Origin of the sequence: Nonomuraea sp. NPDC050310 (genome assembly GCF_040655795.1) — a bacterium.
Lineage (GTDB): Bacteria > Actinomycetota > Actinomycetes > Streptosporangiales > Streptosporangiaceae > Nonomuraea.
This window is the reverse complement of sequence record NZ_JBFAKP010000023.1, coordinates 71,323-83,959: the sequence shown is the minus strand read 5'-3', so window position 1 is coordinate 83,959 and position 12,637 is coordinate 71,323. Positions and strand designations below refer to the sequence as shown.

Annotated in this window: 12 protein-coding genes; 3 read left to right on the top strand and 9 right to left on the bottom strand. The window is 72.8% G+C overall.

From position 1 onward, the window contains the following. Positions 1-58 precede the first annotated feature (58 nt). The 5 genes from AB0I67_RS35870 to AB0I67_RS35850 form a co-directional block, all read right to left on the bottom strand. Entirely contained in the window at positions 59-535 is a 477-nt protein-coding gene (locus tag AB0I67_RS35870; RefSeq protein ID WP_357933178.1) for a DUF1850 domain-containing protein, read from the bottom strand. After that, the gene (locus tag AB0I67_RS35865) at positions 532-1,479 is read right to left on the bottom strand and encodes a TAXI family TRAP transporter solute-binding subunit (protein ID WP_357933175.1); all 948 of its coding nucleotides are present in this window, start codon (positions 1,477-1,479) and stop codon (positions 532-534) included. Before AB0I67_RS35865 ends, AB0I67_RS35870 begins: the two co-directional genes overlap by 4 nt. Further along, positions 1,476-3,512, bottom strand: coding sequence for a TRAP transporter fused permease subunit (locus tag AB0I67_RS35860; protein ID WP_357933172.1), 2,037 nt, complete (start codon positions 3,510-3,512; stop codon positions 1,476-1,478). The genes AB0I67_RS35865 and AB0I67_RS35860 overlap by 4 nt, the downstream gene beginning before the upstream one ends. A gap of 90 nt (positions 3,513-3,602) precedes the next feature. Next, complete coding sequence (gene thrS / locus AB0I67_RS35855) at positions 3,603-4,826, bottom strand: threonine--tRNA ligase (protein ID WP_357933302.1); 1,224 nt, start codon at positions 4,824-4,826, stop codon at positions 3,603-3,605. A gap of 111 nt (positions 4,827-4,937) precedes the next feature. Continuing rightward, complete coding sequence (locus tag AB0I67_RS35850; RefSeq protein ID WP_357933169.1) at positions 4,938-5,432, bottom strand: adenylyltransferase/cytidyltransferase family protein; 495 nt, start codon at positions 5,430-5,432, stop codon at positions 4,938-4,940. Positions 5,433-5,503: 71 nt separating this feature from the next. Between AB0I67_RS35850 and AB0I67_RS35845 the strand changes: the two genes are divergently transcribed. Both AB0I67_RS35845 and AB0I67_RS35840 read left to right on the top strand, forming a co-directional pair. Continuing rightward, complete coding sequence (locus AB0I67_RS35845) at positions 5,504-6,298, top strand: DUF1206 domain-containing protein (protein WP_357933166.1); 795 nt, start codon at positions 5,504-5,506, stop codon at positions 6,296-6,298. A gap of 178 nt (positions 6,299-6,476) precedes the next feature. After that, entirely contained in the window at positions 6,477-6,887 is a 411-nt protein-coding gene (locus AB0I67_RS35840) for an ATP-binding protein (protein ID WP_357933299.1), read from the top strand. On the opposite strand, the gene AB0I67_RS35835 is transcribed toward AB0I67_RS35840, so the two are convergent. After that, positions 6,884-7,789: a helix-turn-helix transcriptional regulator gene (locus AB0I67_RS35835; RefSeq protein WP_357933163.1), complete on the bottom strand. Its 906-nt coding sequence runs from the start codon at positions 7,787-7,789 to the stop codon at positions 6,884-6,886. The two genes, AB0I67_RS35840 and AB0I67_RS35835, sit on opposite strands and share 4 nt — an antisense overlap. Positions 7,790-7,891: 102 nt before the next feature. On the opposite strand from AB0I67_RS35835, the gene AB0I67_RS35830 reads away from it, so the two are divergent. Further along, the gene (locus AB0I67_RS35830) at positions 7,892-8,515 is read left to right on the top strand and encodes a phosphatase PAP2 family protein (RefSeq protein WP_357933160.1); all 624 of its coding nucleotides are present in this window, start codon (positions 7,892-7,894) and stop codon (positions 8,513-8,515) included. Between the two features lie 29 nt (positions 8,516-8,544). On the opposite strand, the gene AB0I67_RS35825 is transcribed toward AB0I67_RS35830, so the two are convergent. The 3 genes from AB0I67_RS35825 to AB0I67_RS35815 are packed head-to-tail and all read right to left on the bottom strand — an operon-like array spanning position 8,545 to position 12,629. Beyond that, entirely contained in the window at positions 8,545-9,477 is a 933-nt protein-coding gene (locus AB0I67_RS35825) for an SDR family oxidoreductase (RefSeq protein ID WP_357933157.1), read from the bottom strand. Between the two features lie 39 nt (positions 9,478-9,516). Further along, positions 9,517-10,782: a M20/M25/M40 family metallo-hydrolase gene (locus tag AB0I67_RS35820; RefSeq protein WP_357933154.1), complete on the bottom strand. Its 1,266-nt coding sequence runs from the start codon at positions 10,780-10,782 to the stop codon at positions 9,517-9,519. Then, positions 10,779-12,629, bottom strand: a complete 1,851-nt coding sequence (locus tag AB0I67_RS35815; protein WP_357933151.1) for a prolyl oligopeptidase family serine peptidase — start codon at positions 12,627-12,629, stop codon at positions 10,779-10,781. The genes AB0I67_RS35820 and AB0I67_RS35815 overlap by 4 nt, the downstream gene beginning before the upstream one ends. Positions 12,630-12,637 lie beyond the last annotated feature (8 nt).

The window sequence follows — 12,637 nt, the reverse complement described above, 5'->3', positions numbered from 1 at the left end:
GGCGCGGCCTCCGCCCAGAGTCACCCCTTCACCAGGAAGTCTTTGCCCCACGGGGGTTCTACTGCGTGAAGAGGACCCGGCTGTAGGCTGGGCAGGGCTCGCCGCGCCCGTCGAACGTCCGCCCCGGCGCCAGCCGTACCGCGGCGGCCCCGGTCTCCGGGTAGAGCGCCAGGCACCGCCCGCCCGCCTGCAACGTGCGCCGGCCCAGCGAGGTGGCCAGCAGGTCGAGGGACTCGTAGGTGGCGGGGGAGTCGAGGGTGAGCCGGAACACCCCGCCCGGCAGGCTCTCGCGCCGTCCCTCCAGCGCGTAGTAGTCGAGGACGCCGCCGCTGGTGGACACCGCCGCGTACATCGTGAAACGGCGCCCGTGCACCTGGAACAGGTCGGCCGAGGGCGCCTTGTAGACGGAGTGCACGTAGGTGAGGGCGAAGCGCCCGTCGGGCGGCAACGCCAGGCCGTACACGGACGGACGCCCGCCGCCGCTGCCCGCGAGGGCGGCGGCGGCGAGCGTCAGCACCAGGAGAAGCCGGATCAACCGTTCTTCTCCTTGAAGTACCGGGCCGCGCCCGGGTGCAGCGGGATCGGCTCGACCTGCGGGCCGAGCTTGGGGTCGAGGTTCTCGGCCTCGGGGTGCACCTTCACCAGTTCGGCCTTCTTCTCGAAGAGCGTCTTGGTGATGTCGTAGGCGAGCTGCTCGTCCATCGTGTCCGGCACGAGCAGCACGTTGGCCACGCCGACCGTCTTGATGGTCCCGGTCTGCTTGTACTTGGTCAGGTCGATGTCGAGCCCGACGTAGGTCGCCCCGAACTTGGCCGACATGCCCTGCAGCACGTCGCTGGTGTCCAGGAGCTTGATGTCCGGCTTGCTGGTCGCCAGGTCCACCACGCCCGCGGTCGGCACGCCGCCGACCCAGAAGAAGGCGTCGATGGTGCCGTCCTTGACCGCCTGCACCGAGTCGTTGATCGAGAGCTGCTGCTTGCTGACGTCGGTGTCGGGGTTCAGGCCGACCGCCTCCAGCATGCGGCGGGCCACGACCTGGGTGCCGGAGTTGGCCGGGCCCAGCGAGACCTTCTTGCCCTTCAGGTCGGCGAGCTTCGTGACCGCCACCCCCGGGGCGATGACGACCTGCGTGTAGTTGTCGTAGATGCGGGCGATCGCCTTGACCGGCTGCTTGGCGGTGAAGCTGCCGGTGCCGTTGATCGCGTCGGCCGCCGCGTCGGTCTGCGAGAAGCCGATGTGCGCCTTGCCCTCGGCCAGCAGCTTGATGTTCTCCAGCGACGCCGAGGTCACCGAGGCGTTGGCCTGGGTGTTGGGGATGCTGTTCTTGAGCTGGGTGGCCAGGCCGCCGCCGTAGACGTAGTAGACGCCGGTGGTGCTGCCGGTCGCGATGGTGAGGCGGTTGCCGCCGTCCTCGCCGTCCCCGCTGCATCCGGCCAGGGCCAGGATGGTGACGGCCGCCCCCGCTATTAACCGTTTCACGCTGTGGTTCTCCTTCTCCTGATGAGATGAACTGCTGCCGCGAGAGCCAGAACGGCCAGGCCCGCGACGATCGGGATGGTGTCGAGGAAGAGCAGCAGGACCGCGGCCACGGCGGCGAGGATCCGCTCGGGCCAGGCGACCATGCCGCCGGTGACCATCGCGAGCGCGGCCACGGCCAGCGCGGAGACGAGAGTCATCGTCAGCACCGTGATGAGCGGCCCCTGGAACAGCAGCGCCTGGCCGTTGGGCGTGAGCACGAAGGCGAACGGCACCAGGAAGGCCGGGAGCGTGTAGCGCCAGGTCATCATCATCGTCTTGTAGGTGTTGCCGCCGGTGATCGCGGCCGCGGCCACGGCCGACAGCGCGGTCGGCGGGCTCACCTCCGACAGCACCGCGTAGTAGAAGATGAACATCAGCGCCTCGGCGTCGGAGACGCCCAGGGTGAGGAAGACCGGCTTGATGATGACGGCGGCGATGATGAAGCTCGCCGTCACCGGCACCGCCAGGCCCAGCACCAGGACGGCGACCGCGGCCAGCAGCGTGGTGATCACCAGGCTCCCGGCGGCCACGCCGAGGATGATGTCGCTGAGGCTGAGCCCGAGGCCGGTCTGGGTGATGACGCCGACGATGATGCCCGCCGCCGCGCAGACCGCGGTGACCGGCAGCACCTCCAGCGTGCCGCGGGCCAGGGACTGGCCGATCCGCTTGGGCGTCATCCGGTGCCGCGGGTCGAGGAAGCTCAGCAGGAAGGCGATGAAGGTGGCGATGACCACCGACTGGAAGGCCGAGCGGTCCAGCGCCATCAGCACGATGATCAGGATCAGCGAGCTGAAGTGGTAGCCGAAGCGCAGCAGCAGCCGGCTCGCCTTGGGCGCGTCCACCGGTACGGCATGCGTGCCGAAGCGCCGCGAGTCGATCTCGATCGCCAGGAAGATGCCCAGGTAGTACAGGATCGTGGGGATCGTCGCGTACAGCAGCACGGTCAGGTAGTCGACCCCGAGGTACTCGGCGATGATGAACGCCGCCGCGCCCAGCGTGGGCGGCGACAGGATCGCGCCGATGCCGGCCGCGGCCAGGACGCCGCCCGCCGGCTCCTTCGGGTAGCCCGCCCGCTTGAGCACCGGCCAGGCGACGCTGCCCAGGCTGACCGTGGTGGCCACACCGGAGCCGGAGACGGTGCCGAGCAGGAAGCCCGCGGTGGTCACCGTCCGGCCGGGAGCGGCCCGCGACTTGCGGAAGGCGGCGAAGCTCAGGTCGATGAAGAACTTCGAGGCGCCGGAGTAGTCGAGCACCGCGCCGTAGATGGTGAACAGGATGATGTAGCTGGCCGCCACCTGCATCGGCACGCCGAAGAAGCCCTCGGTGCCGGTGTAGAGCTGGGAGATGATCTGCTCCAGGTCGAAGCCGCCGTGCCCGATGGACCAGCCGACCGGCAGCCGGTGGCCGAAGAAGGCGTAGACCAGGAACAGCCCGCAGATCACCACCAGCGCCCAGCCGACCGTGCGGCGCACCGCCTCCAGGAGCAGCAGGGTCAGCGCCAGGCCCATGACGATGTCGAGGTCGGTCATCGCCGAGCCGGACCCGCGCTCGCGGAAGCCGTCCATGTCCAGCAGCGGATAGACGCAGACGACCAGCGTCACCAGGGCGAGCAGCCAGTCGCCGAGCGTGGGCCGCTCGCCGCGCCGTACCGTGCCGTCCGGATGGGCCACCGCGCGGGCCACGCCGTCCAGCGGCTCGGTGCCCGAGGCGTCCTCGGTCGCCGGGCTGGGCGGCGTCTCCACGGCGGCCGGCCGGCGGCGCGGGCGAAAGCCCGAGCGGTAGCACAGGAACACCAGCGGCAAGGTGACCGCCAGGAAGGTCATCCGGTGCTGCAGCGTCTCCACCGGCCAGAACGCGGTGGTGAGCGAGTAGGCCGACAGCAGGCCGCCCACCACCCACACGCCCAGGCGTAAGCGGCCCCCCAGCTCTCGCGCCGGCCGTTCCTGTTCGTGCGCCGCCACGATCTCCGCGTTGCGGTCGCTGACCTCGGTCACGCTGCCCCCAAGCTCCCAAGCCATTTGCTGGGGGGACTTTACGAGTTGTCGAGGCGGGTATGGAAGAGCCGCGTATCTCGATTCGGTCTCTCAGCCGACATGCGGACGGCATAGCCGGGCAAGCCGGTCGATCGGCACCGCGCCGAGTTGCTCGCCGCCGCGCGCCCGCACCGCCGCGCCTCCTTCGGCGGCCTCCCGCGCGCCCACGACGAGCTGGTACGGCACGAGCCGCTGCTCCCTGATCCGCGCGCCGAGACTGCCCCGGTCGGGTGCGACCAGCTCGGCCCGCAGCCCCGCCGCGACGCACTCGCGCAGCCGGTTCTCGGCGGCCGGAACCTCGGATTCGGTCACCGGCAGCACGACCGCCTGCACCGGCGCGAGCCAGGCCGGGAACGCGCCGCCGTGCACCTCGATCAGGTGCGACAGCAGCCGCTCCATGCTGCCCACCAGGGTGCGGTGCACCATGACCGGCCGCCGGCGGCTCTGGTCGGCCGCCACGTAGCCCAGCTCGAAACGGCCCGGCATGTACAGGTCCACCTGGACGGTCGACAGGGTGGTCTCCCGCTCGGCGGCGTCGGCGATCTGGACGTCGATCTTCGGGCCGTAGAAGGCGCTCTCGCCGCGCTGCTCGTCGAAGGGCACGCCGCGCTCCAGCAGCACCTCGCGCAGGATCCGCTCCGAGCGCTCCCACAGCTCCGGGTCGTCGACGTACTTGCCGCCCTCGCCGCGCAACGACAGCCGGTGGCGCACCGCCCGGATGCCGAGCTGCTCGTGCGCCCGCGCGATCAGGTCGAGCGCCGCGCCCACCTCGGCCGCGGCCTGCTCCGGCGCGCAGAACACGTGCCCGTCGTTGAGCTGGATCGCCCGCACCCGGGTCAGCCCGCCCAGCACCCCCGACAGCTCGCAGCGGTACATCCCGCCCAGCTCGGCCAGCCGCAGCGGCAGGTCACGATGGCTGCGCGGACGGGCACGGTAGATCAGCGCGTGGTGCGGGCACAGGCTCGGCCGCAGCACGAACTCCTCGCCGCCCACCCGCATCGGCGGGAACATGTCCTCGTGGTAGTGGGCCCAGTGCCCGGAGCGCTCGTACAGCTCGCGTTTGGCCAGCACGGGCGAGTTGACGTGCTGGTAGCCGTGGCGCCGCTCCAGCTCCCGCACGTAGTCCTCGACCGCGCCGCGCACCGCCGCCCCGGCGGGCAGCAGGTACGGCAGGCCGGAGCCGACCAGCGGATCGGTGTCGAACAGGTCGAGCTCGCGGCCGAGCCTGCGGTGGTCGTGCATCGGATTCTCCTCGTCGTCGCACGAGGCGAGCACCACGACGAGACAGGCCCCGGGGCGCTCGCCCCGGGGCCTGTGATGATGTCAGCAGTCAGCGCGCCGGGACGGTGTCCGGCGTCGTCGTGACGTTGGCGCGCTGCATGAAGGTCATCCTAGCCCAGCGTTGACGATCCGGGTGGTGGAACGTCCCGGGATCATCTCCATCTCCCAGCACTCCGCGCCCAGCAGCGCGGCGGCCGCGGCCCGGCCGCCGACGTGCGGATCGCCCGCGGTGTGCGCCAGCGCGGCCGGGCGCATCGGCGCGAACAGGTCGATGTAGTCCTCCGGCCCGTGCGCCTCCGGCGGGCCGGCGACGATGAACACGCCCGACACGCAGCGCAGCGCGGCCAGCAGCTCGGCGCGCTCGGCGGCGGGGTTCACCGGCCGGTTGGGGCCCTTCCACGCGCGTACCCGCGCGTCGTCCTCCACGCCCACGACCAGCGGAAGCCCGCGCTCGGCCACCGCCGCCAGGAACCGCGCGTGGCCCACGTGCAGGATGTCGAAGACGCCCGTGACGACCGCGATCCCCGGCCCGTCGTGGGGCCGCACCCAGACCGCTTCCAGCTTGCCCACGACTCTGGTCTCCTCGGTGTCGGACTCCATCCCGATCAGAGGGTACTTGGTCGCCGGCCTTACTCCGTTAGGAGGCTGCCTGTGGTGGCAGAGGGAAGCTCATGCATACCGAAAACGTGACCGGCGCCGCCCGGCGCGCGGCCGACAATCCGTGGCTGGCCAAGGCCGCCCGGGTCGGCTTCGCCGCCCGCGGCGTGCTCTATGCCCTGATCGGCCTGCTGGCGCTGCAAGTCGCCTTCGGCGCCGGTGGCAAGGAAGCCGACAAGAGCGGTGCCATCCACCTGGTGGCCGCGCAGCCGTTCGGCCAGTTACTGCTGTGGGTGATGACCGTCGGGCTGATCGCCCTGGCGTTGTGGCAGGCCGGCGAGGCGTTGTTCAGCCACGGCAAGACGCGTGACCGTGCCGAGTCCGCCTTGCGGGCCGCCTTCTACGCCCTGCTGGTGTTCTCCCTGCTGGGCCTGCTCCTGAAGAACAAACCCGCCGCCTCCACCGACAAGCAGTCGCAGGACGCCACGGCCGCGCTCCTGGAGATGGCCGACCCCCTCGGCCGCATCCTGGTGGGCCTCATCGGGCTCGGGGTCATCGCCCTGGGCGTCTACTGGATCCACGAAGGCTGGACCGCCAAGTTCATGCGGGACATGACCGGCGGCGGGCCGGTCGTGCGCCGCCTCGGCCAGGCCGGCTACGTCGCCCGGGGCGTCGTCGCCATCTCCGCCGGCATCCTGATCGGCAAGGCCGCGGTCACCTACGACGCCAAGGAGGCGGTCGGCATCGACGGCGCGCTCAAGGCGCTCGCCGACGCGCCCGCCGGGCAGATCCTGCTGGTTCTGGTGGCCATCGGCCTGATGCTCTTCGCGGCGTACTGCTTCGCGGAGGCGCGCTGGCACCGGACATGACAGGGACCGGAGGGCCGGAGGTGACCGGGGCGTCCTGCGGGACGCGGCCCGGCCGCCGCCGGTTCCACCGGCAACGGCATTCCTACCTTTTCGCGATACTCCGCACGCCCCCGGCCCCGCGTCTCACAACGCCGTCGCAAGCCGGGGGATCGGGGAGGTCGTGGTGACAACGTCCGAGATGGAGAGCCAAGATCTGGTCGTCAGGCTTCCGGGACGCCCATCGCAGGTGTCCCGGGCCAGGAATCTCGTGACCAGCGCGCTCGGCCGCGAGCACCCGCTGCACGACGACTGCGTCCTGCTGACCAGCGAGCTGGTCACCAACGCGGTCCTGCACTCGCACTCCGGCGACGGGGGCGGCTTCACCCTCGCCGTGCGGGCCACCGCCGACCGCATCCGCGTCTGCGTCGAGGACGACGGCTCCGACGAGCCGCCGTGCGCCTGCCGTACCAACGCGCACGGGACCAGCGGCCGCGGCCTGCCGATCATGGAGGCGCTCAGCCATAGCTGGGGCTTCTCCCGCGCCGGCGGCTGCAACACCGTCTGGTTCGAGCTCGTGCAGGTCACCGTGCCCGCGCAGTGGACCCGCTAGAGCCGGCACAATCCCTCGGCCAGCGCCTTGGTGGTCAGCCGGGTCCGGCTGTCGCAGCCCAGCTTGGCGAAGATGTGCTCCAGGTGCGTCGTCACGGTGCGCACGCTCAGCACCAGCGCCGCGGCGATCTGGGGGTTGGAGTCGCCGGCCGCGACCCGGGTCAGCACCTCCACCTCCCGCCCGGTCAGCTCGTACGGCAGGCCGCACGGCCGCTCGGTCAGCACCGCCCCCTGGATCGTGCCGTTCACCCCCACCGCCGCCCGCACCATCCGCACCTGGTGCCAGCCGCCCTCGGCGTCCTGCCACAACCCCGAGCGGCTCAGCTCGCGCGAGTCGATGAACTCCCTGGCCAGCACGCCCAGCTCCCGCCCGGCCGCCACCGGCTCGCAGCCCGGCACCTCGCGCCGGGTCCCGGCCCGGTCGAAGGCGGTCGCGCGGTAGCCGTCGGGCACCCCGATCGGGTCCACCTTCGGCCGGCTCAGGTCGGTCAGGTGCGCCAGCGTCGGCGCCAGCGCCGCCACCAGGCCCGCCGCCTCCTCGCCGAACGGGGCACTGGCCGCCAGGTGCAGCAGGCCGGTGTAGCGGCCCTCCTTGAGCACCAGCGGGGCGGTCATCGCCGCCGCCCAGGCGCCGCGGAAGCGGCCGGGCATCTCGATCGGCAGCCCGCTGGCCCGCGCCCGGCGGTAGCCCTCCAGGTTGACGTACTCCTCGGTGTCCACGCCGGGGAAGCCGCGGCCGACCAGGCTGCGGTGCCGGCCCGAGGCGGGGTCGTAGGCCACCAGCTCGAACGCCCGGTGCGGCACGATCTTCGTCAGCGCGTCCATCGCGGCGTGCGCGCCACCGCGACCGGCGACCTGGAAACCGACCTCGGCGAATGCCTGCAACAGGGGGATCTGCGGCACGCTCCTTTTATAACACCTGTCCCTCGCCTCGCCCCTCGTGGCGGCGCACCGAACCCCGGCCCTCGTCCTGTCCGCCCGGCCAAGCCCACTACGCTGACCGCCGTGAGGCGGGACGTGACGGGGGAGCCGCCGGCGGCCACGGGGCCCGACCGGCTGGCGCGCTGGGTGACCGAGCTGTTCGCCCCACAGGTGCTGGTGATCGCCATGCCGCCGCTGGCCGGGCTGCTGGCCCAGGGCTGGACGGGCGCGGCCTGGGGGCTGCTGGCCTCGGCGCTGTGCGGCGGCGTGCCGGCCGCGGTGATCGCCATGGGCGTGCGGGCCGGGCGGCTCGACTCCCGGCACCTGGTGGAGCGGGCGGGCCGCACCAAGCCGCTCCTGGCCGCCGCCGGAGCCGTGCTGGCCGCGCTGGTGCTGCTGATCGTGCTGGGGGCGCCCACGCTGCTCGTGGCGACGGTGGCGGCCATGCTGGGCGCGCTGGCGGTGACGGTGCCGGTGACGCTGCGCTGGAAGATCTCCTTCCACGCCGCGGTCTCCGGCGGCACCGTCGTGGTCTTCGCCCAGGTGCTGCCGCCGCCGCCCACCCTGGCCGCCGGGGCCGTGCTGCTCGCGCTGGTCTGCTGGGCCAGGGTCCGGCTCGGCCACCACACCACCGCCCAGGTGCTCGCCGGGCTGGTGGTGGGCGTCGCGGTCACCGCCGCCACGCTGGCCGCCTTCGGCGAGCTCTGACCCCGGAGCCCCTGATCCCGCGGCGGGGATCAGCGGTAGCCGGTGGCGTCGGCGGGCTTGCCGGGATCCTGCACCTCGACCAGGTACCGCCACGCGTCGGGCTGCGAGCCGTCGAGGTCGGTGAAGCCGTACTCCCGCGAGAGCTGCCCGCTGGACAGGGATTGGCCGTTCCACCGGGCGACCTGCGGGTCGGCGGCCAGGGCGGCGACCGCCCGGCCGACGTAGCGGGGCGTCTCGGAGATGACGAAGTGCGGCTGCACCTTGGCGGCGTCGAGCCAGTTGTCCTCCCGCACGCCGTAGACGTCGAGCATCATCTCCGACCGCAGCCACCCCGGCGTCAGCGCCACCGCGGTCGCGTCGTGCTCGCGCAGCTCGTGCGCCTGGGCGTAGGCGAGCCGGATGACGGCGCTCTTGGCCTGGTCGTAGAAGAAGGAGACGCGGTAGTTGGCGTCGTTGTAGCTCTTGGTCCCGTCGGTCACCTCCACGACGAGCCCGCCGGGACGGCGGATGAGCAGCGGCAGCGCGAAGTGGCTGGTGATGATGTGCGTGTCGATGGCCAGCCGCAGCAGGCGCAGCCCGGCGTCGAGGTCGTGCTCCCACAGCGGCGTGTCCCACTGCGCGAGGTGCTCGCCGCCCCACACGTCGTTGACCAGCACGTCGAGCCGGCCCTGCTCGCGGTCGATGCGCTCGACCAGGGCGCGCGTCTGGGCCGGGTCGAGGTGGTCCATGGGCACCGCGATGCCGGTGCCGCCGGCCCGGGTGACCAGGTCGGCGGTCTCCTCGATGGTCTCGGGGCGGTTGTACTCCGAGCGGGCCGCGCGGGTGGAGCGGCCGGTCACGTAGACCGTCGCCCCGGCCGCGCCCAGCTCGGTCGCGATGCCGCGGCCCGCGCCGCGGGTGGCCCCGGCGACCAGGGCCACCTTGCCGTCCAGGGAAGAGCCGTCGAGCGGAGTCGAAGTCATGGAACGACCATGTCACGCCCCGCCGACAAAACCCGTCCGCTACGCCGTCAGCAGCCTGGTCAGCACCCGGGTCCCGAACTCCAGGCCGGCCACCGGCACCCGCTCGTCCTTGCCGTGGAACATGCCGAAGTAGTCGAGGTCGGGCCGGAGCATCAGCGGCGCGAAGCCGTAGCCCTGGATCCCGATCCGCGAGAAGGACTTGGCGTCCGTCCCGCCGCTCATCACGTACGGCACCGGCCGCGCCAGCGGGTCCTCGGCGACGAGCGAGGCGGCCAGCGCGTCGAAGAAGGGCGCCGGGTAGGGCGCCGACGGCGCCTCCTCCAGGTTCACGAACTCCCGCGTGATCTTCGGGCCGAGCAGCTCGTCCACGGTGGCCAGGAACTCGTCCTGGAGCCCGGGCAGGTAGCGCCCGTCGATGTGCGCCGAGGCGGTCGAGGGCACCACGTTCACCTTGTACCCGGCCTCCAGCATGGTCGGGTTGGCCGAGTTGCGGATCTGCGCCTTGAACAGGGTGCCGAGCTTGCCCAGCCGCTCGGCCTCGGCGTCGAGCCGGTCGAGGTCGACCGGCTGCCCGGTGATCTCCGCCAGGGACTCGATGAGCGCCGCCACCGACGGCGTCAGCCGTACCGGCCAGGAGTGCGAGGCCAGCCGGGACAGGGCGTGCGCCAGGGTGGCGACGGGGTTGTCGACCGGCGGCCGGGAGCCGTGGCCGGCCACGCCGTGCGCGGTGACCTTCATCCACGCGGTGCCGCGCTCGCCGACCGCGATCGGGTAGACGCGCGCGTCCCCCGAGGGCACGCTGTAGCCGCCGGACTCGGAGATCGCCTCGGTGACGCCGTCGAACAGCTCGCGGTGCTCGTTGACGGCGTAGCGCGAGCCGTAGTCGCCGGTGGCCTCCTCGTCGGCCAGGAAGGCCAGCACGAGGTCGCGCTTCGGCCGCTCACCCCGCTCCAGCATGCCGAGGACGGTGGCGATGGTCATCGCGCACGAGCCCTTCATGTCCACCGCGCCGCGCCCGTAGACGTCCCCGTCGACGATCTCGCCGGAGAAGGGGTGCAGCTTCCACTCGGCGGGGTCGGCGGGCACGACGTCGAGGTGGCCGTGGATGAGCAGCGCGTCGCGCGAGTCGCCCTCCAGCCGGGCCACGACGGTGGTGCGCTTGGGCGCGGACTCGAAGACGACCGGCTCCAGCCCCGCGTCGGCCAGCAGCGTGGCGACGTACTCCGCCGCCGGGCGCTCGCCCGCTCCCGGGTTGGTGGTGTCGTACCTGATCAGATCCGAGCAGATCTCCCCGACGGACTTCACGATCTTCCCTTCAGTGTGAGAGGCGGCACCTCGGGGGTCTCGAACCCGAAGATCTGCCCGTAGAAGGCCAGTTCGGCCTCGAGCGCCGCGACGATAGTCTCCTCCCGGCGCCAGCCGTGCTGCTCGCCGGGGAAGGTGAGCAAGGCCCACTCTTTGCCATGCCTGTCCAGTTCGGCGACGAACCGCTCGGCCTGCGCCACGTCGACGATCGCGTCCTCCAGGCCGTGCAGCATCAGGCACGGCCCCGAGGCCGCGCCCGCGTGCAGCAGCGGGGAGCGCTCGGCGTAGCGCGCCAGCGTCTCCGGCAGCGGGCCGACCAGGCCGTCGAGGTAGCGCGACTCGAAGTCGTGCGTCTCGGCCGCCCAGCTCTCCGGGTCGGTGATCGCGTAGTGCGCCACGCCGCCGGCGAAGACGTCGCTGAACACCAGCGCGGCGACGGTGGTCCAGCCGCCCGCGCTGCCGCCGCGGATCGCTACCCGGCCGGCCCGGCCCTGGTCGAGCAGCCACCGGGCGACCGTCTCGCAGTCGCCGACGTCGACGACGCCCCACTGCTCGCGCAGCCGCTCGCGGTAGGCCCTGCCGTACCCGGTGGAGCCGCCGTAGTTGACCACCGCGACGCCCAGGCCGCGGCTGGTGAAGTAGGCCACCTCCAGGTCGAGCACGGGCGCCCGGCTGCTGGTCGGCCCGCCGTGCACGAAGATCAGGTACGGCGCGGCGGCCTCCCGCGCGCCGGCCGGCGCGTACAGGTGCGCGTGCACCCCCTCGATCTCCACGATCTCCGGCACCGGCAGCAGCTCGCGCGCGGGCACCGGCTTGGCCGCCGACAGCGGGAGGTGCGTGCCGCCGGCCAGCTCCACCCCGGTCACCCGCGAGGGCGCGTACGGCGAGCCCGCCACGCCCACGGCCACGCCCTGCGCCACCGAGACGCTGCTCGCCCAGGTCGTGGCCTCGCCGCCCAGGTCGCGCAGCTCGCCGGTCTCCGGGTCGAGCAGCGCGAGCCGCCGCCCGTCGGCCGTGCCGTGCACCAGCACGACCCCGGCCTCGCACGGCGCGAACCAGGTGCCGCCGAGCTTCCACACCGCGTCGCCGAACTCCTCCGGCACCGGCGTCAGGTTGCGCGAGGCGCCGTCGAGCCCGACGACGTGCAGGTTCCACCAGCCGGTCGGGTCGGCGACCGCGTACAGCTCCGCCTCGCCACGCCACTCGGCCTGCACCACCGACACGCCCGGCCCGCCCATGACCACCCGGTACGGCAGCGCCGCCCCCGACTCGTCGAGCTCGGCCACGCACAGCTCGGTGCCGTCCCACGGCATGTCCGGGTGGTTCCAGCCGATCCAGGCCAGCCGCCGGCCGTCCGGCGACAGCCGCGGGTTGGTGACGAAGTGCTGCGCCTCGGCCAGCACCCGGACCGGCCCCCCGGTCAGCGGCACGGCGACCAGGGCACGCCGATCGTGCCGCTCGCGCACCGCCCACACCTCCTCCAGGCCCGCGGGCAGGTAGAGGTCGCCGAAGCGGTCGGGGCCCTCGGCGGTCAGCGCGACCGGCTCGCCGCCCGGCTCCAGCCGGTAGAGCCGCTGGTCGGCCCAGTTGGTGAAGACCAGGCCGCCGCCGGGCAGCGGCCGCCAGGACCGCCCGCCGTACTCGATGACGCGGTTGCGCGCGTTCCAGCCCGCGGGCAGGACGTCGGCGACCACGCCGTCAGGCGTGCGCCGCACGACGCAGCGCCGGCCGCCCTCGTGCGGGCGCGGCTCGTCCCACCAGAACTCGGGCCCGTCGTCGGTGGCCACCGCCTCGACCCACAGGGGGCTGCCGTCGGTGCGGGCCACATCGAGTGCTCGGATCGTCATGTGCTTGG